The sequence below is a fragment of the Ruegeria sp. HKCCA5929 genome (genome assembly GCF_013034525.1).
GTDB lineage: Bacteria > Pseudomonadota > Alphaproteobacteria > Rhodobacterales > Rhodobacteraceae > Ruegeria.
The window spans coordinates 35,851-58,220 of the sequence record NZ_WQGE01000003.1; the positions used below are offsets into that span (position 1 = coordinate 35,851).

24 protein-coding genes are annotated in these 22,370 nt (G+C 55.9%); 3 read left to right on the forward strand and 21 right to left on the reverse strand.

Annotated elements, in window-relative coordinates; translation table 11 throughout:
- Positions 1–46 precede the first annotated feature (46 nt).
- The 3 genes from GOV90_RS09105 to GOV90_RS09115 all read right to left on the reverse strand — a co-directional run bounded on the left by GOV90_RS09105 (position 47) and on the right by GOV90_RS09115 (position 3,306).
- On the reverse strand, positions 47–1,210 hold the full coding sequence (locus GOV90_RS09105) for an LLM class flavin-dependent oxidoreductase (RefSeq protein WP_171095417.1): 1,164 nt from the start codon (positions 1,208–1,210) through the stop codon (positions 47–49).
- 210 nt (positions 1,211–1,420) lie between these two features.
- Positions 1,421–2,296, reverse strand: coding sequence for a helix-turn-helix domain-containing protein (locus GOV90_RS09110; protein WP_171095419.1), 876 nt, complete (start codon positions 2,294–2,296; stop codon positions 1,421–1,423).
- Between the two features lie 248 nt (positions 2,297–2,544).
- Positions 2,545–3,306 carry a DnaA N-terminal domain-containing protein gene (locus GOV90_RS09115; protein WP_253284791.1) on the reverse strand — a complete coding sequence of 254 codons (762 nt, stop codon included), beginning with the start codon at positions 3,304–3,306 and terminating at the stop codon, positions 2,545–2,547.
- A gap of 389 nt (positions 3,307–3,695) precedes the next feature.
- Here GOV90_RS09115 and GOV90_RS09120 point away from each other — a divergent pair, with 389 nt between their 5' ends.
- Both GOV90_RS09120 and GOV90_RS09125 read left to right on the forward strand, forming a co-directional pair.
- Positions 3,696–5,003: an AAA family ATPase gene (locus GOV90_RS09120; protein WP_171095421.1), complete on the forward strand. Its 1,308-nt coding sequence runs from the start codon at positions 3,696–3,698 to the stop codon at positions 5,001–5,003.
- On the forward strand, positions 5,000–6,109 hold the full coding sequence (locus GOV90_RS09125; protein WP_171095423.1) for a ParB N-terminal domain-containing protein: 1,110 nt from the start codon (positions 5,000–5,002) through the stop codon (positions 6,107–6,109). Before GOV90_RS09120 ends, GOV90_RS09125 begins: the two co-directional genes overlap by 4 nt.
- A gap of 859 nt (positions 6,110–6,968) precedes the next feature.
- On the opposite strand, the gene GOV90_RS09130 is transcribed toward GOV90_RS09125, so the two are convergent.
- The gene (locus GOV90_RS09130; protein WP_171172837.1) at positions 6,969–8,450 is read right to left on the reverse strand and encodes a DUF6531 domain-containing protein; all 1,482 of its coding nucleotides are present in this window, start codon (positions 8,448–8,450) and stop codon (positions 6,969–6,971) included.
- 267 nt (positions 8,451–8,717) lie between these two features.
- Between GOV90_RS09130 and GOV90_RS09135 the strand changes: the two genes are divergently transcribed.
- Positions 8,718–8,909, forward strand: a complete 192-nt coding sequence (locus tag GOV90_RS09135; RefSeq protein WP_171095429.1) for a hypothetical protein — start codon at positions 8,718–8,720, stop codon at positions 8,907–8,909.
- 316 nt (positions 8,910–9,225) lie between these two features.
- On the opposite strand, the gene ureG is transcribed toward GOV90_RS09135, so the two are convergent.
- From ureG to GOV90_RS09220, 17 genes are all read right to left on the reverse strand, one after another.
- Positions 9,226–9,891 (reverse strand): urease accessory protein UreG, encoded by a 666-nt coding sequence (gene ureG / locus GOV90_RS09140; RefSeq protein ID WP_171095431.1) that lies wholly within the window; start codon positions 9,889–9,891, stop codon positions 9,226–9,228.
- Positions 9,888–10,541 carry an urease accessory protein UreF gene (locus GOV90_RS09145; RefSeq protein ID WP_171095433.1) on the reverse strand — a complete coding sequence of 218 codons (654 nt, stop codon included), beginning with the start codon at positions 10,539–10,541 and terminating at the stop codon, positions 9,888–9,890. Before GOV90_RS09145 ends, ureG begins: the two co-directional genes overlap by 4 nt.
- Positions 10,525–10,977: an urease accessory protein UreE gene (gene ureE, locus GOV90_RS09150; RefSeq protein WP_171095435.1), complete on the reverse strand. Its 453-nt coding sequence runs from the start codon at positions 10,975–10,977 to the stop codon at positions 10,525–10,527. Before ureE ends, GOV90_RS09145 begins: the two co-directional genes overlap by 17 nt.
- A gap of 28 nt (positions 10,978–11,005) precedes the next feature.
- Positions 11,006–11,230 carry a hypothetical protein gene (locus GOV90_RS09155; protein WP_171095437.1) on the reverse strand — a complete coding sequence of 75 codons (225 nt, stop codon included), beginning with the start codon at positions 11,228–11,230 and terminating at the stop codon, positions 11,006–11,008.
- 121 nt (positions 11,231–11,351) lie between these two features.
- Complete coding sequence (gene ureC / locus GOV90_RS09160) at positions 11,352–13,112, reverse strand: urease subunit alpha (RefSeq protein ID WP_171095439.1); 1,761 nt, start codon at positions 13,110–13,112, stop codon at positions 11,352–11,354.
- Positions 13,087–13,419: an urease subunit beta gene (locus GOV90_RS09165; protein WP_171095441.1), complete on the reverse strand. Its 333-nt coding sequence runs from the start codon at positions 13,417–13,419 to the stop codon at positions 13,087–13,089. Before GOV90_RS09165 ends, ureC begins: the two co-directional genes overlap by 26 nt.
- Positions 13,416–13,577 (reverse strand): hypothetical protein, encoded by a 162-nt coding sequence (locus GOV90_RS09170; protein ID WP_171095443.1) that lies wholly within the window; start codon positions 13,575–13,577, stop codon positions 13,416–13,418. The genes GOV90_RS09165 and GOV90_RS09170 overlap by 4 nt, the downstream gene beginning before the upstream one ends.
- 15 nt (positions 13,578–13,592) lie before the next feature.
- Entirely contained in the window at positions 13,593–13,895 is a 303-nt protein-coding gene (locus GOV90_RS09175) for an urease subunit gamma (protein WP_171095445.1), read from the reverse strand.
- A gap of 1 nt (position 13,896) precedes the next feature.
- Complete coding sequence (locus GOV90_RS09180; RefSeq protein WP_256367973.1) at positions 13,897–14,748, reverse strand: urease accessory protein UreD; 852 nt, start codon at positions 14,746–14,748, stop codon at positions 13,897–13,899.
- 284 nt (positions 14,749–15,032) lie between these two features.
- Complete coding sequence (locus GOV90_RS09185; RefSeq protein WP_171095447.1) at positions 15,033–15,875, reverse strand: fumarylacetoacetate hydrolase family protein; 843 nt, start codon at positions 15,873–15,875, stop codon at positions 15,033–15,035.
- A 16-nt stretch (positions 15,876–15,891) separates the two neighbouring features.
- Positions 15,892–16,647: an SDR family oxidoreductase gene (locus tag GOV90_RS09190; protein ID WP_171095449.1), complete on the reverse strand. Its 756-nt coding sequence runs from the start codon at positions 16,645–16,647 to the stop codon at positions 15,892–15,894.
- Positions 16,648–16,654: 7 nt separating this feature from the next.
- Positions 16,655–18,157, reverse strand: a complete 1,503-nt coding sequence (locus GOV90_RS09195; protein ID WP_171095451.1) for an aldehyde dehydrogenase (NADP(+)) — start codon at positions 18,155–18,157, stop codon at positions 16,655–16,657.
- A gap of 12 nt (positions 18,158–18,169) precedes the next feature.
- Positions 18,170–19,282: a fumarylacetoacetate hydrolase family protein gene (locus GOV90_RS09200; protein ID WP_171095453.1), complete on the reverse strand. Its 1,113-nt coding sequence runs from the start codon at positions 19,280–19,282 to the stop codon at positions 18,170–18,172.
- A 1-nt stretch (position 19,283) separates the two neighbouring features.
- The gene (locus GOV90_RS09205; protein ID WP_171095455.1) at positions 19,284–20,114 is read right to left on the reverse strand and encodes an amidohydrolase; all 831 of its coding nucleotides are present in this window, start codon (positions 20,112–20,114) and stop codon (positions 19,284–19,286) included.
- Positions 20,111–20,539 carry an RbsD/FucU family protein gene (locus GOV90_RS09210; RefSeq protein WP_171095457.1) on the reverse strand — a complete coding sequence of 143 codons (429 nt, stop codon included), beginning with the start codon at positions 20,537–20,539 and terminating at the stop codon, positions 20,111–20,113. Before GOV90_RS09210 ends, GOV90_RS09205 begins: the two co-directional genes overlap by 4 nt.
- Positions 20,529–21,581, reverse strand: coding sequence for an aldo/keto reductase (locus GOV90_RS09215; protein WP_171095459.1), 1,053 nt, complete (start codon positions 21,579–21,581; stop codon positions 20,529–20,531). The genes GOV90_RS09210 and GOV90_RS09215 overlap by 11 nt, the downstream gene beginning before the upstream one ends.
- Positions 21,578–22,315 carry a GntR family transcriptional regulator gene (locus tag GOV90_RS09220; protein ID WP_171095461.1) on the reverse strand — a complete coding sequence of 246 codons (738 nt, stop codon included), beginning with the start codon at positions 22,313–22,315 and terminating at the stop codon, positions 21,578–21,580. The genes GOV90_RS09215 and GOV90_RS09220 overlap by 4 nt, the downstream gene beginning before the upstream one ends.
- Between the last annotated feature and the right edge of the window lie 55 nt (positions 22,316–22,370).

A 22,370-nucleotide genomic window follows, 5' to 3' on the forward strand; every position in this document is an offset into this window, starting at 1 on the left:
GCGTGACCCTTGATTGCCTGGCAGTAAAGACAAGAAAACCTGAACCCTAACCTGCAGTTCCGGTTTCTTTTTCATACCGTTCCGTGGCTTCGGCCACTGCCTTCAGTTGCTTCTCTGCCAGCCCATCACGGCGCGCTTGCGCACGGTCTGCGGCTGCATGCAAACCGCCACCGGAAGACTGGAAATGCGGCATGACTTCGCGCGCAAAAAGCTCAAAGCTTTTTGACGTCGCAGCCTTGTTCGCCCAGTTATGCGCAAGCGTCAGGTAAGCACCGAACCCGCCATTGCTTTGTTCGACAAGTTCGTTGATCTGCTTGACCATCATTTCGGGCGTGCCGATTACACCCAGACCGCCATTCACGAAATCAATCATCTCATCCAGATTGCCACCTTCGACAGCCATCTGCGGGAAGGCTGCCACGTTCTGGAAATACCTGAACCATTGGGTCATTCCGTATTTCACATCTTCGCGGGCCTGTTCTTCGGTTTCCGCAAGGTGCATCAACCCGACCAGCCGCCATTTCGCACGATCCGCGACCTGACCATATTCTGCCGCTGCCTGTTCCTGAATGGTCCAGTGATGTGCAAGAACATCCATGCCCACGGCAACGGTTGCGCCCAATGACAGCAGCCCAGCCCCGTAGCGCCCGGCCAGTTTTGCTCCGGAAGGCGAGGCCACGGCAGCTACAGCCAGATCGAACAACGGATCGGAATACGGACGCAGATGCAGCCGCGCATCTTTCAACGTCAGGCGATCAGACTGGTAGTTGACCGGTTCGTCCGTCGTCAGCAATTTATAGGCAATATCAATGTATTCCTCAAAGATCGGGCGCATCTGCTGAGGTTCGAGGCCAAGCATGGATGCATCCGTAGGCAGGGCACCTGGCCCCATACCGAACATCACGCGCCCGCGCGTGAGATGGTCCAGCAGAACCATGCGTTCTACTGTCCACAGTGGGTTGTGATAGGGCATCGACACGACGCCCGTGCCCAGTTTGATGCGCTGGGTGCGCTCGGCGGCGGCCATGATGAAAATCTCAGGGGATGCGATGATCTCGCTACCAGCGGAATGATGTTCCCCGATCCACGCCTCATCATAGCCCAGCGTGTCCAGATGCTGGAGCAGTTCAAGATCGTCTTCCAGTGAAATCGTTGGGTTATGCCCCGGCGCGTGAAACGGAGCCATGAAAATCCCGAAGTTCATCCGCATAGGTATCCTCCCGTTAAGTCCATGCGGCGCTGCTTGCGCGCAGCGCACCTTACTGCCGCTGACGCGGGATCACCCGAAACGTCAGGGCACAAGATCCGCTAAGTCAATCAAGCTGGCCCGATAAACTCTTGGAGGATTCTGTGAATTTCTTGCACAATCTTGCACAGGCTCGCGTTATCCCTGCCCTGCGAGTGGATCGGGAAAAACGGTTCACGTTCTGCGCAAAGATCCTGGTGTCACGCCCTTTATTTTCTTGAACACACGGTTCATGTGCGGTTGGTCATAAAACCCACAATCCAAAGCTATGTTCTTTATGGGTTTGCGCGTGTTGCGTAATTGGGAAACCGCACGTTCCACCCGCTGCGTCAGGACATAATCGTGAAAGGAATGCCCGAAGGTCGATTTGAACTTGCGCATGAAATTCCAGTCCCCAAGGCCCATTTCGGCCGCAGCTTGTTCGTAAGACAATTTCTCGCGCAGCTGGTCCTGAACAAAAGCGACAACGCGTTTTGTTTCAGCCCGCGAGAGTTTGCCAAAACGTGCGGCAGATCCAAACCGGGTGTCAGCATATTTCCGCAGCAGTCTGACCGACATCTCCCGTGCTGCAGCTTCGACGATCAAAGAGCCCCCAACACTGTTTTCTCCGACCTCGGTTTTGATAACCGAAACGCATCTGGAAATACCGGGGTCGCGCGCCTTCAAAGTATCCCGTAAGCGAATGTCGCTTACATCCTGTTCGTAGACTTCGTTGGCGACGCTCTCGACCAGTTCCGCGCTAAGATAGACATGAGATACTTCAACCGTTTCGGACCACGCCCATTCCGATCTGTCTGACTTATTCAAAAGTGTAAGATCACCCACTCCAAGGCTGTAGTCGCTCCAAGTGTTGCCCACTTTTCGCTGCACAGGTGTGCGGCCTTTGTCGTAGGCAATCACCAGAAAATCTTCCATTGGCGGCAGCTCGATTTCCATCCCAAGATGCCTGTAGCTTCGGTAATTGATGCCAGACCATCCGCGCCCGTCGCCACTGCCCAACAAATTTCCCGGTGCGTAGTCCGGGAGCTGTTTATAGGAAATTTCGCTCATTCTCCCTCCTCCTGAAGCTGAGCGCACAAAGGCTCAACAGGCAATCGGTCGACAAACGTGTCAGGTCAGGCAACGGGTGGATACCTGACAAAGTAAACTATGGCCCCTCTCGACCTGTCAAGTTCAGGCATTGACAGTCGGGTCACCGCGAACCTCTCCCGTTAGCGTAGACTTTATCTACTTGGATTAGTCTTTCCCGTTCAGTGAAGGCTTTTGGTCAAGACCATTTCACATCAGTCCGGCAGGCTTCACTCGGTTGATTCCACGCGCACAACTCTGACAGCGGGATCCACCCGGCTATACGCCGCAAGCAAACGCTGGCTCCACTTTTGCGAGATGTAATCGGCCATGAACCGTGACGGCGCATAAAGGGTCACAGACCCCCCTGCCCTTTCACCTTCGGACAGGTGCTGAAACCAACTGGCCCATAGTTCAGGATCGCGACCGTGAAGAATCGACTGAACCTGTGACCAGACATCACCCTCGCCAACTTCGCTGGTTGCAGGCTTGATCGCGAAAGGCACGATGTTTGTTTCCGATTCAGGCTCATCTGTCATTCGTGCGTTGAAATCAGAACCTATGACCGGCCAGACCTCTTGCGTGTCGATCATGATCTGCTTGAGGTCAATTTCGTACACCGCAACTCTGCCACGCGCCGCGGGTCTTTTGACCGTTACCCAGCCTAATGCGCGAAATTTGGACATTTCGCGCTTTACTGTCCTTTCGTTCACTGTCCAAAGGCGCGCAATTTCTTCACGCCCGATCGACAATTCATTGCTTCGCCAGTTATATCGGGTCGTAATCAAAGCAATGATGCGCAGGATACTGCGCTGTCGATGTTTGTCTCCGGACAACGCATGAACGGTCAGCGCAGAGAGTATATCATATTTCAAGGCCGCTGCGTTACGCCCGACCGGTTTAGCCAGTTGCATACCCGTTCTCACCGCTTCATCTGCCTCAGACGGGTTTTCCCCGCCGTGTTCGCGCCGTTTGCCAACGCTTTTCGTCATCTTGGCCTAATTAGCGTCCAAAGCTTCGATTCTGTCAAGAAGAGTCTGAATTCAGGCGAAATTTACGCCCATTCCAATTCAAATTTAAAAAGAATCTGGTGAAGTATTGGTGAGGGGGGACATCTTGGTTGTCCCCTTATTTGCCCTTTGTGTCCCCCTATATATGGGTTTAGGGCCTCAGGCGTCCCCCTAAATACCGGGGTGTGAGGGTCTGTGTTCCATGTGGCGGCACGGTAGGGCTGCCGAATCGATTCCAACCCCTAAAGGCTTTGTTTTCTTACCCGTGGGTAAGATTGCAGTCTCATCATATTTTCTTTTGCGTAAAGTGCAAATCGGTCGTAAATAGAAAACGAACAGAAATTTACGTTCCAAACAAAGAGACCCGAGGCATGTACACGCACGAAGACCTGAACGCATTGCGTAACCAATCCCTTAAGCTGCAGGGTTGGATCCGCCAGCAGACCTTTAGCCCCGAGATGGAGAAAACCCTCCGCCGGTTTTCCAGCTGGGAGGTGTCCGAGCTGATCTTCCGGGTCAATCAATCGACCTTCCGAGGCAAGCTGGCGGCGGATCCTTCGCTGCCTGGTGGCGAGGTCGAGCCCGACGGTCGTCAGCGCTGGTTCAGCCTGGAAGAGGTGAACGAGTTGCGCCGCCGCCTCAAAGTGAACCGCAAGTCCCTCATGCCCCCACGCCCGGAAGGCAAGCGCGCTATTCGTGCGGCCGTCGCCAACTTCAAGGGCGGTGCCGGTAAATCGACCGTGGCGCTGCATCTTGCGCATGCGTCAGCGCTGGACGGGTATCGTGTTCTGGTGGTGGACTTTGACCCGCAAGCGACCTTGAGCCATTCGATGGGCCTGACGGATGTTGCAGAAGACTATACTGTCTGGGGGATCATGGCGCGTGACCTTATCCGCGAGACGGAGCGCATGAACAACCGCCCTGTCGCCGCGCAATCGGGAACCGCCCTGCCCCGCCGCGAATTGCCGCCAGCAATTACAGATATGGGTCTTGGCGATCTGAGGATCTCTGACTTCATTCGCAAGACGTCCTGGTCCACCATCGATGCGATCCCGTCCTGCGCTAACGCAGCTTTCGTCGAGTTTGCCTCGGCCCAGTACCGGCACCTAAACCCCGAATGGTCATTCTTTGCAGCCGTGTCTCGATACTTGGATCAGATTCCCGACGACGCGTATGACCTGATCATTTTCGATTGCCCGCCGGCCATTGGGTATCAGTCGATGAACGCGGTTTTTGCGGCAGACATGCTGTATATCCCTTCAGGCCCCGGATATTGGGAATACGATTCCACCACGTCCTTTATCGGTCAGCTTGCTGAAGCTTTGGAGGATCTGGCCTACGGTTTCGACAAAACCTTACCCACGGGTAAGATCGGCCTGCCGAAAACGTTTTGCGAGTTGCGGTTCCTGCTGACGCGATACGAGCCGGGTAACGCCCTTCACCTGGCGATGTTTGAGGCTTTCAAGAAAGTCTTTGGTGAGCATGTCGCCGAACATCCGGTCGAGATGACGCGCGCGGTTGAACAGTCCGGCCGCTTTCTCAGTTCAGTATATGAGATGGACTACCGAGAGATGACGCGGGAAACCTGGCGCCGCGCTCGGTCGACTTTTGACAATGTGTATGAGGAATTCCGGGGCGTCATGCTGTCGGCCTGGGACAAGCTGGAGGATGAGGCATGAGCCGCAAGCGCAGAATGTTCGATATCGATATACCGGCCATGGACGACATTCCTGTTGGCAAGGTGCCGGACAAAGTTCTGGAAAAGCGACGCGGCCCTATGGCCGCAGCGATTTCAGAAAACGCTGACGCGTTGCGGGATCAGCAATCAACAGAAGAAACTATTCGTGCCGAAAATGATGCGCTGGCGCATGAACTGGTTCGTTTGCGGAACGAAGGGCTTGTCACAGAGCATGTGGCACTGGCAGACGTTCTGACCGAAAAACTGACACGAGATCGCAAGCCGGGCCCTGATCCTGAATTGGACGAACTCAAGGCATCCATTCGCGATATCGGATTGTCCAATCCGATACGGCTTGAACGTCGTGCAGACGGTCGGTTCGAACTGATTCAAGGGATGCGTCGACTATCCGCATATCGAGCTCTGTTTGAGGAAACCGGCGAAGAGATATACGCGAAGATCCCTGCCGGTATTTCTGAGGCAAGTGACCTCGACAATAGTTATCGGCGGATGGTGGATGAAAACCTGATCCGTAAGGATATCTCATTCGCTGAAATGGGTGCGTTGGCGCGTGCTTATGCTGAAGACCCCGCAAATGATTGTCCCGATGTGGACAAGGCCGTGTCGAAACTTTTCAAGTCAGCAAGTTATACCAAGCGCAGCTACATACGATCTTTTGCCAGTTTGCTGATGATGATGGACAAGGCGCTCATGCATCCGAATGACATTCCGCGCAATGTTGGAGTAGAGCTAAAGCGAAAGCTCGACGCAACGCCAGGTTTGGTACGACGTGTGACCGACACGTTGTTGAGTGAGCCGGATCGTGATGGTGCTCGGGAAGTTGCGATACTGCGGTCGTTCTTGGAAGAGCAAGAGCCCAGTGTAAGCAAGAAGCCGGCAAATGAAGGCAGCAGCAAGCCACGGCGGGCAAAAACGACGTTCCAGGTTTCGGGACGGGCAGGGGTCGCAAAATGCTCCGCCTCGAGCGGGCGCATTGAGTTGAAGTATGATTTGGATTTTACGCGGGTGGATCGAAGCAAACTGGAAGAAGCGATTTCGGCTTTCATTGAAGCACTGCCCGAAGAAGACGATCTTACCCACGGGTAAGATTTCAAGCCTACATTTTCAAAAGTGCGCGGACACTTGTCCGTGCCTTTTTTCAACCTGTCGCATTGGTTCCCTTGCCCGGACCCAACCAGTTGCAATGGCGCACAGCGTCTCAAGAGACACCGCATTTAATTCACAGTGACGAGCAAGGGCTTTACGCAAGTTGACGAATGAGGCAGTTGCAACCGGCTTGTAAGTTGCTTGTGCGCTTGATGCTCAAACATACGCCTTCAGAGGAACCAGAACCAAGGTACGCTTCTTGAAAACGCCGCGCTGGACATGCAGCATGTCGTTGGTTCCAACTGATGCAGGCGTTTGAACATCACGGTCACCGGCGCGTGGTAAAGACAGGGGCTGATACAGAAGAATCTCATGTAGTCTGAACCTTCGTCTCACACGAAACGACGCCATCGAGAAGGTGGTCATTTGTCGGCCAAGACAACGCGTCGCGTTCATCGGAACTGGGGGTTGCCGAGTTTTGGCCGAACCTCATTCTTAAGGGGAGCAAAGGGTAGGGCAGTGGCTGATACCGTTCGTAGTGTTTGTCTCAACGGCGCACTTGCATAGTGCGGCGATAGGTAAGCCGCCAAGGACGGCAATGAGACGCCCCATGTGGTGTGCAAAAAAGGTAAAAAAAGACCATTAAATTTCTTGCGGTCATCCGAATTAAACCGTGTCGCAGGCATTGATGTGCAGTCATCACCAAGTGAACTTGTGCACCTAGGGCGAGGTTGATTGGTGAAGGTCATAAGCAGAAAGCTTGCTCATGCCCGCTTAAAAAGCTGCGCGGTTTCCGAAAGAGGGTGTTCCATATACAGAATTCCGCTTTCTTCGATCAAGACTGTCCTGCCGTAATATGTCAGAATCTCTGACCTACATAATTGTTCAGTTGATCTTCTCTGTCATTGTTGCGCCACCAGCTTACTACGAAGTTGAGAGGGAACTTCTTTGAAACACGATCGCGCGCGTCCAGACCAAAAGCAGAATGGGTCCCACCGGATGACATGTCCAAGAAACTGTCCGCGATTTGACGCTTCAACGTCAACCGGCATTTGGCATCGTATTCGTAGGCATTCTGAACAGAACCACGCCGTTGCAAGGTTGGGCTGCCGCAAGGATGGTACCGTGTTTCGGTCTCGACCCCGTTGACCTGTTCAAGAATACCTGCGGTATAGCGTTGTCCAAAACTGTCTACTCCGATCCGGTACTCTGTCCTGCGTTCGTCATAGGGTTCTTCACTGGCTTCCGATTCAAAGGTGCGAATGAGAGTGTAATAGTGATCGACGAGCCCTTCTTCCGCCACCGGATAGTCGCCGTAGTCGTAAGTTGTGACGCGGCCCTGACGCGTTTTTTGCCGTGCGATGTACTGTGTTTCGGGGTGGTAGGACATCAACAGGCTGGTGCCATCTTCGTAGGTGATGCTGGTCGTGTTCACTCGGGCATCATATCCAAACTGAAACGTGTTTCCCGCAACATCCGTCGAACGGACCAGGTGATTGCCGTCCGAGTACACATAACGCGCCTCAAGTTCGCCGAAGCGTAAATTCACGATTTTTCCGTCTTCATCACTTTCCACGCGAATTCGGCGATCATCCTCCAAAACGATCTCGCGCAGATGACCCTGCGCATCTCGGTTCAACCGAAAATAAGCTTCGTCCCTAAGCGCGGTTTCCATCAATTGCCCGCGTTCGTTGAAGCGTTCAAACCCATCCCTACTGCGTCGATAAAATCCGCCGGGTTCGCGAAATATTTCGACGCCCGCCTGTTCCCCGGATGTCGCGACAAAGCGTGTTCCCACTGCAATATCAACAGGTTGGACGAGCCCCTCGCGCTCAAGCGCCAGATACACACTGCGGCGTCTTTCGGCGTTGGTCAGCAACTCGCGCCGGGTTTCTTCGGCTTTGAGATCGGAAGACAACCAACCGCCCGCCTCCATTCCCGAGATGATGTCGTCCAGCAGGCCGTCCAGCTGTTCCCTTGTCTGTGACGCTGGCACGTAACTATAGATTTTTCCCGAACCAATTTCCTGAACGGACACACTGCCATCCCCACCGATAATTAATCGGGTGTCCAGAGCCGAGCCCCAACCGTAGCCAAAGGACAAGTTTTGCGCCGATTTCGAATTGTAGGTCCGCGATAAACTGAATTCGTCACCGCCAACCATGACGATGATATCGGTGTACGTGATATAAAAGTTGCCGTTTTTTAAATTGACGCCCGCATGTCCCGGCCCTGCAATTGCAATAAGCACGTAGGCAGCAAACGAGATTGAAATCATGCAATGGAAAAAAATCGACGCACCCGCGTCGCGAGCAAAACACAACACCCTGTTTCGGAACACCACTCAAACTCCGATTTGGCTCACCTGTGCCCAGACGGTACTGACGGACCCCAAGTCAAGCAAGCGCTTCAATAGCTAATTTGCGAAAAACTATAATCAAAATGAGAATTGCCGCCTTCATTTGACATAATGATTGATACATTGCGTTCAGGTGGCGCTGTTGGGATCAGTTGGTCAGGATAAGCTGTCATCCAAAAGTTATTGTCTTTTATATCACCACATTCATACCGGTGTTTAGGCGGGATACTGGAACAGAGAGCGATCAGAATGGCCATTGTCGAAGGTAAAGACGCCACCCTCCAAAAAGTCGACGATTTAATCCCAAGTGAACGCGAAGCCGATCCTTTGGATTTGCCCGAAGGTGAAGCATTTGATGAATTGGATACTGCAGATTTGGACAGGGTCACGGGTTTTGGTGGCAGATATCGAAAGACGATCGCAATGGGCGTTTGCGGGTAATCCGCACTGAATAGACTGCGTTAAGCTGTCATCCTTTGCGCCTTGGCAAAACCAATCAGATTGCACATAGCGCCACAATGCACTGACGGGTTTAAGAAACCGTTTTCGCATGAGTAGCGGTGTTCAATTGGTTCAGCGCCGCATTCCCGAAAGGCTTTATTTTTCAATTCTTTAAGGGTCTTTCGCGTTGCCATATTCAAGCCCACTTGAAATTGAGGCGCATTGTAGAACCTCTAAGGTGTCCCGTGCCTGCATAGATTTCAGACGCGTATTTGAAATCCGAAAAAATGCCACTGTGATTTTTCCTTAGGTCTTTCTAACCGGAATTGTGTGTGGACAGTTTGTCATCGGAATCAGTTCGCCTCGAAATCCCCAGCCCCCCTCCTTTCGCCAGCAGATCCACGATTGTGTCGACCCCATTTCTGTGGCGAAGCGACGAGAACACGAAAGGTCGTCCTTTGCGCATTTTCTTGGCATCACGTTCCATAACCTCCAGCGAAGCGCCAACATGCGGCGCCAGATCGGTTTTGTTGATGATCAGGATGTCCGATTTCGTGATTGCCGGCCCGCCTTTTCTGGGGATTTCCTCTCCCGCCGCGACATCGATGACGTAGATGGTTAAATCCGCCAGTTCCGGGCTGAATGTGGCCGACAGATTGTCGCCACCGCTTTCAATCAACACCACGTCGAGATCGGGGTGGCGTGCCTGCATTTCAGCAACGGCCGCCAAATTGATCGAGGCATCTTCGCGAATTGCCGTATGCGGGCAACCACCGGTTTCAACGCCGATGATCCTGTCCCGCGGCAGAACCTGCATGCGCATCAGTGCCTCGGCGTCTTCCTGCGTGTAAATATCATTGGTGATAACACCCACAGAACAAACATCGCGCAGCGCTTCGGACAAAGCAGCGGTCAAAGTGGTTTTTCCGGCTCCGACCGGGCCTCCGATACCGACGCGAAGTGGGCCGTTCATACTGGTCATGTGCGAAAGATCCTCGAATACTGTGTTTCGTGTTTCATGGACGCCAGATCTGCCAGGAACGCGGTAGAGCCCAATTCGTCAAGACTTGCCTTTTGTGCCCTTGCAGCAACCTGAGCACACAGCGGCGTCAACTGGCGGATCACGCTTTGAGCATCAGTTTGCCCCAGTGGCACGAGGCGAGTTGCACAGGCGACAAGGTTACTTGCGAATGCTTGCAGAAACATTTTGGTTGTTAGCGCAACAGGAAGGTTTTGTAGTCTTGCAGCCTGACCGACAGAGACCGGATATGTGAACTGTCCAAGGTCCAGTTCCCAAACGCCCTTCGTGACATTTCCGAATGCCTGACCCAGTAGATCGGTTTCCATAAGCCTTTCGGATGTGGCGCAAAAGGCCCGCGCGATGCTATCGGTATTGATGAGCTCATCTTTGTCCTGCGCGTTGTACGCAGCCACCAGAAACACTGCGTCATTCCACCCAGAGCCATGCTCAAGCACATCTGAAATCCAGGCTTCGGTATCCCGAGAATTCGCGACAGTTCCCGCGTCAATCGCCGCCTCCAGCCCGTGCGAATAGGCAAATCCCCCGACAGGATAGGCAGGAGACAACCATTGGGTCAGCGTCAGAATGTCAGCGTCAGTGGGTGTGGCCATGGGTCCTGCCGTGGCCGTAAGCTCCGCCTTCGGGGGTGAACGGTTCATGCACTTCTTTTACCGATGCACCAATTTTCAACAGCATGTCCCGGATAACGTGATCGACCTGAATCAAAAGTCGATCCTTTTCGATCTGGCAGGGCGTGTGGCGATTGCCGATATGCCATGCGATACGCGTCAGATCCGGGGCATTTACTTCAAGCAACGCTTCGGGTGCGGCCTGTATCTCCACTTCGCGACCGTCATCCAGAACCAATGCGCCGCCGTGGTTCAACGACGTCGTTTGTGCCAGATCGATAAGGATCTGTTCACCGCTTTCACAAGTCAGAACCTTGCGGCGCAAAAACCGGTCATCGTAAGTCAGAGACAAGCAATCTGCCGGATCGCCATGTGTGTGATCCGAATAACGATGCGCAGTACAGAGCAGGGCGGTCATACCAGTACCTCCTCTGTAGAAGTGTTGGTCAGAGCCAGATTGAATCCGCAAAGACCCGGTGCACGATCCGTTCGCGTGTCAGACCGCGTTTTTTCAATTCCTCGTCGCTGAGCGATTGCAGGAATTCGACTTGCCGGACGCGTGATTGGGCTTCGGCTAACCTGGTCAGAGCCGAGTAAATCGACGACCCGACGGATGCGATCAAACCGGGCAGCGAAAAGCGCGCGTTTGTATGTGTTGTTGAATGTGCCATTTGGACCCTCGTAAACGTTGGTCCTCCCATGGGGTCTAATATTTGTCATATCGGCCTCACTCAGTAGATAGTGTTTGGTCATTTCCGCCTTGCGCGTGCCGCAACGCCGCACAATTTCTGGTCAGAATAAAAAGTATCGTTGCGCCATTGGCAGCGTTTCGGCGGGTTGGCAGGTCAGCAATTCGCCATCTGCCCGGACCTCGTAGGTTTCAGGGTCGACTTCGACATGAGGCGTCGTGTCGTTCAGCAAAAGATCCTGTTTGCCGATCTCTCGCGTGTTTTGGACGGCGACGGTCTTTTTTGCCAATCCCAGTGTATCACCAAGCCCGTCTGAATAGGCTGCTTGCGAGACAAAAGTGATTGCCGAATTTTCTACCGATCGCCCATACGCGCCGAACATAGGGCGACTGTAAACTGGCTGCGGCGTAGGGATCGACGCGTTCGGATCCCCCATCTGCGCGCAGGCAATTGTGCCACCCAGCAAAACCATCTCTGGTTTCACCCCGAAGAAAGCAGGATTCCAAAGAACAAGATCAGCGCGTTTACCTTCCTCGATGCTTCCGATTTCGCGGCTCAGGCCATGGGCAATGGCTGGGTTGATGGTGTATTTCGCGATGTAACGACGGACGCGAAAATTGTCGTTCTCACCGGTTTCCTCGGGCAGTCGCCCACGCTGTTTCTTCATCTTGTCCGCAGTTTGCCAGGTGCGGATCAAGACCTCTCCGACGCGGCCCATGGCCTGACTGTCAGACGCGATGATCGAGAAAGCCCCCATGTCGTGCAGGATATCTTCGGCCGCTATAGTCTCTCGCCGGATGCGGCTTTCGGCAAAGGCCACGTCCTCGGGGATGGATTTGTCGAGATGGTGACAGACCATCAGCATATCCAGATGTTCCTCAACCGTGTTCACGGTGAAGGGCCGCGTGGGATTGGTCGAGGACGGCAGAACGTGATTTTCACCGCAGATCTTGATGATGTCCGGGGCGTGGCCGCCGCCTGCGCCTTCGGTGTGGAACGCATGGATTGTGCGGCCTTTCATGGCGGCTACGGTGTTCTCAACAAAGCCCGATTCATTGAGCGTATCGGTGTGGATCATCACCTGCACGTCCATTGCATCAGCGACCGACAGGCAGCAATCGATGGCGGCGGGGGTCGTACCCCAGTCTTCGTGCAGTTTCAGGGCACAAGCACCGGATTTGACCTGTTCTTCAAGTGCTTCGGGCAATGAGGCGTTGCCTTTGCCTGCAAAGGCCAGATTCATCGGAAACGCGTCCGCTGCCTGCAACATCCGCCCGATATGCCAGGGGCCGGGTGTGCAGGTAGTCGCCAGTGTCCCATGCGCCGGTCCGGTGCCGCCGCCCAGCATCGTGGTCAGGCCGGAATGCAGCGCGTCTTCGATCTGTTGTGGGCAGATAAAATGGATGTGACTGTCGAACCCGCCTGCGGTCAGAATGCGACCCTCGCCCGCGATAATCTCGGTGCCGGGGCCGATGATGATGTCGACGCCGGGCTGTGTATCGGGATTTCCGGCTTTGCCGATCTTGGCGATACGCCCGTCTTTCAGCCCCACATCCGCTTTGTAGATGCCGGAATGATCGACGATCAGCGCGTTGGTGATCACCGTATCCACCGCCCCTTCGGCGCGTGTGACCTGAGACTGCCCCATCCCGTCACGAATGACCTTGCCGCCACCGAATTTGACCTCTTCGCCATAGACGTCTTCGCGGTGGCCGGTTTCGCTGAAACGCGCAGCTGTTGCGCGCTCGACGATCAGGTCTTTCTCGACCTCGATAATCAGATCGGTATCTGCCAATCGTACTTTGTCGCCGACCGTTGGGCCGAACATGGAGGCATAGTCACTCCGGCTGATCTTGCCCGGCATCTTTCAGAGCCCCCATAATATGTGCATTGAAACCATAGATGTGGCGGCGCCCGTCGTAGGGTACCAGCATAACTTCGCGCGTTTGACCCGGTTCAAATCGCACAGCAGTGCCTGCCGGGATGTCCAATCGCATCCCCAAGGCCACATACCGATCAAAATCCAAGGCAGAGTTCGCTTCGGCAAAATGGTAGTGGCTGCCGACTTGTACCGGTCGATCACCCGTATTGGCGACAACAACAAGACGACTGCTGCGCCCTGCATTGAGAGTCAGTGAACCTTTGGCAGATATGATCTCGCCAGGAATCATTTCGGAAGCTTCGTGATCACGACCAGTGCGGCCAGCGCGATAACAGCAAGGCCAACGCCCAACGCGGCGTAGTCTGTGGCATGGGCGTGGATATGTGTGTCCGTATGGGCCGCAGCGGGGCCAGCAAGGATCAGGGCGGGGAAAAGCATACGTGTCATAATTGTGGTCCTTTCTTAGCGAATGGGATTGTGGACGGTCACAAGTTTGGTGCCATCGGGGAAAGTGGCCTCGACCTGCACCTCGTGGATCATTTCGGGCACGCCCTCCATGCATTGGTCTCGGGTGATCACTTCGGCCCCGGCTTGCATCATATCAGCGACAGACCGGCCATCGCGCGCGCCCTCGACCACGGCGTCGGTGATCAGGGCGATGGCCTCGGGGTGGTTCAGTTTGACGCCGCGAGCCAGCCGTTTGCGGGCGACCTCGGCGGCCATGGCGACCAGCAGTTTGTCTTTCTCACGCGGTGTCAGGTTCATGTCAGAGCATCCAGCATCGGGGTAATGTGTCGGTGTTCAGTCGCCGCAGCAGGGGCAGCAGGCTTTTGCGGAGGGTGAAACCGTTTTCGGCCAGCAGCCGGATCACCAGCAGGTCGGGCCGGACCAGGCTGGCCCCGGCTGTATCTGGCAACATCTTGCGGATCGGGACCAGTTGGCTCTCGGCGGTGGGGGAGGCAAGCGCGACCAGTGCCATGGCACCCGCGCCATTGGCGATATGGGGTCTGGCCAGATGGGCGGCCAGGTCGCCGGTGAAACGGGTGGCGTCCAGAAACACCATGACCCCGTCGCGCCTAATCTCGATCCGATCGCTCAGGCGGATGTCGGTCAGTGTCTCGCCCATCGCCGCGCGGCCAAAGATCAAAGGCTCGACTATTAGCGCCGAGGCGTCCTTGGCCAGGTCAATCTGCAAGCGCCGTGTCAACGCGCTGCCATTATACAGGATCGTCTCTTGCGGCAGCCAGTTCAGTCGCGCCTGCGGCCCGACGCTCAGGGTGTTGACGATCCGCGCCGTCTGACCGGGTTTTGCTTTGTACGCCCGTTCACAGGCCTGAGTTGTTAGTGTCAGGCCCGTGCCCTCACCGGCGTGGCCCAAAAAGTGGAACGCGTCGCCGCCGGTTACTCCTCCGGCCGTGTTCAAAAGCACCGCATTTAGATGGGTGTCGTGCCCCCGTGGAAACAGGCATTTGAACGAACCCGCCTGCCGCAGACGATCGATTACGTTGCGCCCCCGAAACAGCTTGGCGGACAGTGTAACCCGTCCTTCGGCGCGCGGCGGCGTCGCATGTGACGCAGGCGGTATGGGTGCGAACTGATTGATGGCTGCGGCTTTCACGTCGTGAACATCAGGCGTTTTTCACCGCTTGGGTGTCGAAACTCTATCCGCATGGGCTGTTTTTTGATCAAAGCTCGTCCGGGAAGCTCAATTTTTGAACACACCCGCAGCATGTAGTCTAAAAATTAAGCATTAAGGTCTGTCTCGCTTCAGTCGGGATATGCCGGGCCCGACCAATTCGCCGCAGCAAGCAATCGAATTTGACTATGAAAAGACAAAACCCCGAACGCGTGGTCCGGGGTTTACTTGAACGAATGTTTTGGGTGCCGCTGGACGCTTTTGGATTACCCGGCCACAACGTCTTGTCGCTGTACGCCCAAACCTTCGATGCCAAGTTCCATCTTGTCACCGGGTTTCAAATAGGTCTGAGGGTTCTGACCCATACCAACACCCGGAGGCGTTCCTGTTGAGATCACGTCCCCGGGCTGCAGCGACATGAACTGCGACAGGTGTGAGACCACCGTTGCAACGCTAAAATGCATCGTTTTGGTCGACCCGTCCTGATACCGGTGCCCGTTCACCTCAAGATACATCGCCAGGTTTTGAGGATCAGGCACTTCGTCACGTGTCACAAGCCAAGGGCCAATCGGACCGAACGTGTCGGCGGATTTTCCTTTGACCCATTGGCCCGAGCGATGAAGCTGAAAGTCCCTCTCGGACAAATCGTTGACCACGCAGTATCCGGCGACGTGGCTCATGGCTTCGGCCTCGGAGACGTATTTGGCCTCTTTGCCGATGACGACGCCCAGTTCCACCTCCCAGTCGGTTTTGACCGACCCGCGCGGGATTTCGACCGTGTCGTTGGGTCCAATGATGGCAGAGGTGGCCTTGAAGAAAACCACCGGCTCAGCTGGTAATTCCATGCCGCTTTCTGCCGCGTGATCCGCATAGTTCAGACCTATGCAAACAAATTTGCCGACATTGCCAACGCAGGGACCGACGCGCGTATCGCCATGCACCGCTGGCAGGCTGTCCACATCGAGTGCACGCAATTTGCCAAGAACGGCATCGCCAAGAGCGTCGCCCGAAATGTCATCGACCACACCGGATAGATCGCGAACAGAGCCGTCCGACGCTAAAATACCGGGTTTCTCGGCCCCCGTTGGGCCGTAGCGTAGCAGTCTCATTGCAAGGTCCTTCCGTTTAGATCGTCCAGCCGCCATCAATGGCAAAGGGCTGACCCGAGGTGTATTTACTGGCGTCACTGGCCAGGTACAGTGCCAGTTCTGCGATCTCGTCCGCTGTGCCAATTCGGCCCATCGGTTGACGGGCGATGAAATCGGTCATTGCCTGTTCATAATCTCCGGTTGCGCGCAGCCTGTCATGCAGGCTGGGGCTGTCGACGGTGCCGGGGCAAATCGCGTTGCACCGAATGCCTTGCGTGACGTAATCGGCTGCCACGGATTTTGTCAGGCCAATGACCGCAGCTTTTGACGCGCAATAGGCAAACCGGTTTGGAACGCCTTTGATGGACGATGCGACCGAGGACATATTGATGATCGATCCGCCACCATTTTCCAACATCCCTGGCAGGGTTAGTCTGATCAGTCTGAACATGGCCTTGACGTTGAGGTCGAAACTGAAATCCCAATCCTTCTCTGGGCACTCAAGAATTGACCCTGCTGCGACGTAGCCCGCGCAGTTAAACAGAACGTCGAGGTGCGGCAGGTCGGCGACGGCGGCTGTCACCGCTTCATTGTCAGTGACGTCCAGCTTCAGCGGCTCGATACCCGCAATACTGCCCAGTTCGGCAAGCGAAATACCGTTGATGTCGCTGGCAATCACATGTGCGCCTTCCATTGCGAACAGTTCGGCAGTTGCACGGCCGATGCCTTGTCCTGCAGCTGTAATCAGGGCGGTCTTACCTGCAAGTCGGTTGGATGGGTTGAAAGTTGTCATTGGTGCCTCACAGTTTTTCGGGCAGCAGGTCAGCTGGGATGTCCTGATAACAAACCGGCCGAAGGAAACGGCGGATCGACAGAGTTCCTACAGACGTCGCGCCAAAGTTGGTTGAAGCAGGGTAGGGGCCGCCGTGAACCATGCTGTCGCACACTTCGACGCCGGTCGGGAAGCTGTTGGCCAGCAGACGCCCCGCCTTGCGTTCCAGCAGCGGAAGCAGCGCCTGAGCCTCGGGTTTGTCACCCGCGTCCAGATGCAGTGTGCAGGTCAGTTGCCCTTCGATGGCCCGCGCGATCTGATGCATTTGCGAGACGTCTTTTACGCGCACGATGATGCCCAATGGGCCAAAAACCTCTTCCTGCAGTTTTTTGTCGGCCAGCCAGTCATCGCCGGCAACAGTAAACAGGTAAGGGGCCGCATCGCGTGTCGCGCAACTGGTGCCCATAACTTTTGAAACACCTGTTCCGGCGGCAACACGCGAAACGCCGTCCCGATAGGCTGAGGCAATACCGTCGGTCAGCATTGTCTGGTCAGCGACCGAAGACAGCCCGGTCTGGGCTGCGGACTGAAACGCGTCGGCATCCGGACCTTCAATGATAACGGCGATACCGGGATTGGTGCAGAACTGACCGGCACCCATCGTCAGCGAAGCCGCCCAGCCTGTGCCGATCTGGGCCCCACGCGCAGCAGCGGCTTGTGGCAGAATGAACATTGGATTGACCGAACCCAGTTCGCCAAAGAATGGGATGGGTTCGTCCCGTTGTGCGCACAGATCGAACAACGCGCGTCCACCTGCAAGGCTGCCGGTAAAGCCCACCGCCCGGATCAAAGGATGTTGCACCAGACGCGTGCCCACATCGCGTTTGCCGCCTTGAACAAGTGAAAACACTCCGGGATGAACTCCGGTCGACTTGATGGCGGCGTCAATGGCCTGAGCCACGATCTCGCCCGTGCCGGGATGGGCCGAATGGCCTTTGACGACAACGGGGCATCCGGCGGCAATTGCCGCGGCGGTATCGCCCCCGGCAACCGAGAAAGCCAACGGGAAATTCGACGCGCCGAACACCGCAACAGGACCCAGCGGACGCTGGATCATGCGCAGGTCGGGGCGGGGCAGGGGCGCGCGATCCGGCATGGCCGGGTCGTGGCGTATGTCCAGATAGTCGCCCGCTTCGATGTGATCGGCAAACAGACGCAGCTGGCCGACGGTGCGGCCACGTTCCCCTTGTAGGCGCGCCTCGGGCAGGCCAGTTTCCTGAGTGCCAATCTCGGTGATCGCATCCCCGCGCGCGTCGATCTCATCTGCGATCATGCGCAGCAGCGTGGCGCGCTCGGTACGCGAGGACCACCCGAACGTGGCAAACGCCGCCTCGGCCGCTTCTACTGCGCTATCGACCAATGCCGCTGTCCCGACAGAAAAGTCGTGGCTTGGTCCATGCGCGGGTTCGGACGCAAAAGTCGCATCTGAGCCGACCCATTCGCCGGCGATCAGGTGTTTTCCAGTCAACATGTTCGTTCTCACTTAAAGCAGGCCGCGATGGGCAAGGTTTCGCATCAGGTGTGACGCCCCAAAGGTCCATTCAGGGCATTCCGTCGACAGGCGCACTGTGTTTGTAAGTGTCCCAAGTTGTGCATTGGCGATGGTGACGACGTCGCCAAGTTTGTGTGTGAATCCACCACCCGGAGTATCCCGGTCCTGGGTCGGAGCAAAGAGCGTGCCGAGAAACAGCATCAGCCCATCAGGATATTGGTGGTGGCGTCCGATTGTCTGCTTCACAAGATCGGCAGGATCGCGGCTGATCTGGGACATGGATGAGCTGCCGTTCAGGACAAACCCATCCGGTCCGGTAACGGTCAGCGTCAGTTCGGCTTGCCGTACATCGTCCAGTGTGAACCCATCATCGAACAACCGGATCATCGGCCCGATCGCGCAAGAGGCATTGTTGTCCTTAGCTTTGCTCAGCAACAGAGCTGAACGCCCTTCGACGTCGCGCAGGTTCACATCGTTGCCCAGCGTTGCGCCTTTGATCTCGCCCCGTGAGGTAACGGCCAGAACGATTTCGGGTTCGGGGTTGTTCCATGTCGAGATCGGGTGAAGCCCGATTTCCGCACCGAACCCGACTGATGAAAGGACCTGCGCCTTGGAAAAAACCTCGGCATCGGGGCCGATCCCGACTTCAAGGTACTGACTCCAGAGACCTTCGGTGATCAGTGCTTCTTTGACCTCTGCCGCCGCGTCCGATCCCGGAACAATGTTGGAAAGGCTTTCCCCAATCCGGCCCCCGATGCGCGCCCGGATCGCGTCGGCTTTGGCGGGATCGCCTGCAGCCTGTTCTTCTATCACGCGCTCGACCATGGATCCGGCAAATGTAACTCCGCAGGCTTTAACCGCTTGCAGATCACACGGTGCGAGCCATTGGTGGTCGGCGTCCAAGGGGCCGATATCTTCACCTTGGGCGTTGCGCACGTAATCCGCTGCGTCTTCGCGTTCCAGAATGTCCCGGACGGTTGGAGCCGTTTTCGATGTGATATCGACAACCCGACCATTGCGCAGTGTTACCACGCTGGGGCCGACCCCGGCACGCTCAATACGGCCGAGCCACAGCCCGTTGGAATCCAATGTGGATATGGTCATTTCAATCCCTGAGGTTATAGGCGCGGGCGGCATTGCCACCCATGATCGCCTGGCGTTCTGTGCTGTTTAGCTGGTTCAGCAACGTGTCGGTTGTCTCACACCAGCGCTCGTAACTGCTGGCCAATGTGCAAACCGGCCAGTCGCTGCCCCAAATCAGACGCGACGGGCCGAAGGTGTCCAGCAGGTGATCCACGTAGGGACGCAGATCTTCATTAGTCCAGTCTGCAGAAGCCTCAGTCACGAGGCCGGACAGCTTGCACCATGCATTTGTATCGCGGGCCAAGACCGCCATGTTGTCGGACCAGCCGTCCAAGATCGCGTCTTTGATCAGCGGTTTCGATCCATGGTCGATGACCACACGCAAATCGGGCTGACGTTCCAGAAGTTGCCTGAGTGGGCCCAGATGTTGAGGTAAGGTCAGTGCATCGAATGTCAGATCGTGCTGCTGAACTGCTTCAAAAGCGGGCGTTAACGCGTCACCGAGCATCCACAAAAGGTCAGCAATGTCCTGTATCATCGGACGGATACCAACGAATGCCGGGTGGGCGGCCAAGGCTGCAATCTGCGCGTCCACATCAGCGGCTTCAAAATCGACCCAGCCGACAACACCTTTGATGAACGCATGCTGGTCGGCCAGAGCGAGCATATATTCGGTCTCGGCCACTGTGGGTGCCGCCTGGACAAGGACCGTGCCTTCAATCTCGGCAGCTTTTAACAGTGGCATTAGATCGTCCGGCGTAAAATCACGGTAGATCGCGCCCAGATCAGGCGTCAACCAGCCATAGTCGCCCCGCGCCAAAGCCCAGAAATGCTGATGCGCGTCGATTCTCATCCGATCACACCCTTTTTCAGGATGATGTTGCCGTAAAGCCTGCGTTCGCCTGTCTGAACAATGGCAAAAGCGTTTGCCGCCCGCGCGTAAAAAGCAAACCGTTCCAGCCCCTGTACTTTGGTTGGGTTGTCGGCGGTTGCGTCTATGATGCGCTGAAAGTCCGCGACTGCGTCAGGAATTGCCTTTGGGTCGCCCACAACCTGCATGCTCAACGCCGGATCAGGTACGAAAGTATCCAACGGCATCACGGATAAAACAGCTTGCAGCACTTCACTGGCCGAAGACCCATCGGCCCGGATGCAGTCCGGTCCGCTGCTGGAGCCGGGGAAATTCGCATCTGCAATAACGATCTCGTCCCCGTGGCCCATGGCCCTGAGGGTATACAGAAGTTCAGGTGAAAGGATCGGGTCGATGTTACGCAGCATTTGCAGCCTCGCTTGGCAGGGGCGCGTCCGAACGGATCAGGCCCTCGGACCGCAGATCCGACCACAGGCCGGGTGGAATGTCGCGCTCCATCAATGCGACGTTGGACTGGACTTCGGATGCGTTGACGGCCCCCGGCACCACGGTTTTGACGCAAGGATGACCCAGAACAAATTGCAACGCCGCGGCGATCAGCGGAGTATCGTGCGCCGCGCAAACGGCTTCGATCTTGCGTACCCGCTCGAGTATATCCTCGGGCGCGTCGGCGTAGTTGTATTTGGCACCTGGTACAGCTCCGGTCGCGAGAATGCCCGAATTGTAAGGTCCCCCAAGGATAATGCCGACATCGCGCTGCTCACAAAGTGGCAGGAAACTGTCGAGGGCTTCCTGTTCCAGCAGTGTGTAGCGCCCGGCCAGCAGGAAGCCGTCGAAATCCCCGAGTCCAAGCAGTTTTTCGCAAACCTGCCATTCGTTTACGCCCGCCCCAATTGCAGCGATTTCACCTGCATCGCGCAACTCGGTCAAAGCCTTATAACCGCCGCCATCAAAAAGCTCGCGGACCTTGGCATCAGACACTTCCTGACTGCCTTGACTGAAGACACAGACATCATGGACCAGAAGAATGTCAGAGTTGGCCACGCCAATTCTGTCGCGGCTGGCCTCGTAAGATCGCATGACCCCGTCGTAAGTGTAGTCGAACACGATCCGTTTCTGCGGCACATCGACGAAAGCTTCGGGTGTCACTTCATGCGGTTCGCAATCCAAAAGCAGCCGGCCAATTTTGGTCGACAGTTGAATGTTTTCGCGACCAAACCGGCTAATCGCCTGCCCAAACCGTTGCTCTGACCGACCAAGCCCATATTGGGGCGCGGTATCGAAAAACCGGATGCCGGCGTCATAAGCGGCCTGCAATGCCGCCTGCGCGTCCTCATCCGAGACTTTGCGATACAGGTTTCCCAACGGCGCCCCGCCAAACCCCATGCGGGTCAATGGAACAGGCCGCGCGGTCCGATTGTTCAGCAATTCTGTCTGAGAAACTGTCATCCTGCCTCACTGTGCAGTTGTGGTGTAAGGTTGAACAAATGAGGCTTTTGCTGTTCCAGCAGTTCGATGCGTGGCATCAATTGTCCAAGGTGAGTGCGCATAGCATCCTGCGCAGCCTGTTCATCGCGATTGCTGATTGCCTCGAAAATGGCCCGATGTTCTGCCAAAGTCTCGGCGATCCGGCCGGGGGTGGGCAGCAGCAGCATACGAGCGCGACTGACCTGCAAGGAAACGGTTTGGGCCACATCTGCGAGGCGGCGAAAGCCAGTGAATTCCATCAGCAGGCCGTGGAACTCTTCATCGGCCTGATAAAAGCCCGGAATATCCTCGTCCTCGATCAGCAGTTCCTGCAGGCGCATATTGCGGCTTAGTCTTTTGCGCTGATCGTCGGTCAGATCGCGGGCAACCTTTGCAACGGTCGCAAGTTCTAACGCTTCGCGGAGGAAGACGCCTTCGCGAATTTCATCCATCGAAAAGTAGGACACACGGGTGCCCGATTGCGGCACCACATCCACCAACCCTTCCGACGCCAGACGTGCAATCGCGTCGGCCACAGGCGCGCGCGAAACACCCAGCCTTTCACACACGGGTGCCTTCCTGAGATTCGCGCCGGGTGGAAAATCCAGCGATAGAATCGCCTGTTTCAGTGAGTGGTGAACACGCTGCGCAAGCGGCCCTTCGATTGTCGTGATCTCAGGCAGCAGTGCAGCGTTTATGTCTTGTTGCTTGCTCATGTTTGGTAATTTAGCATTCTAACATGTTAGTTGACAAGTAGTGAATTTGAGATTA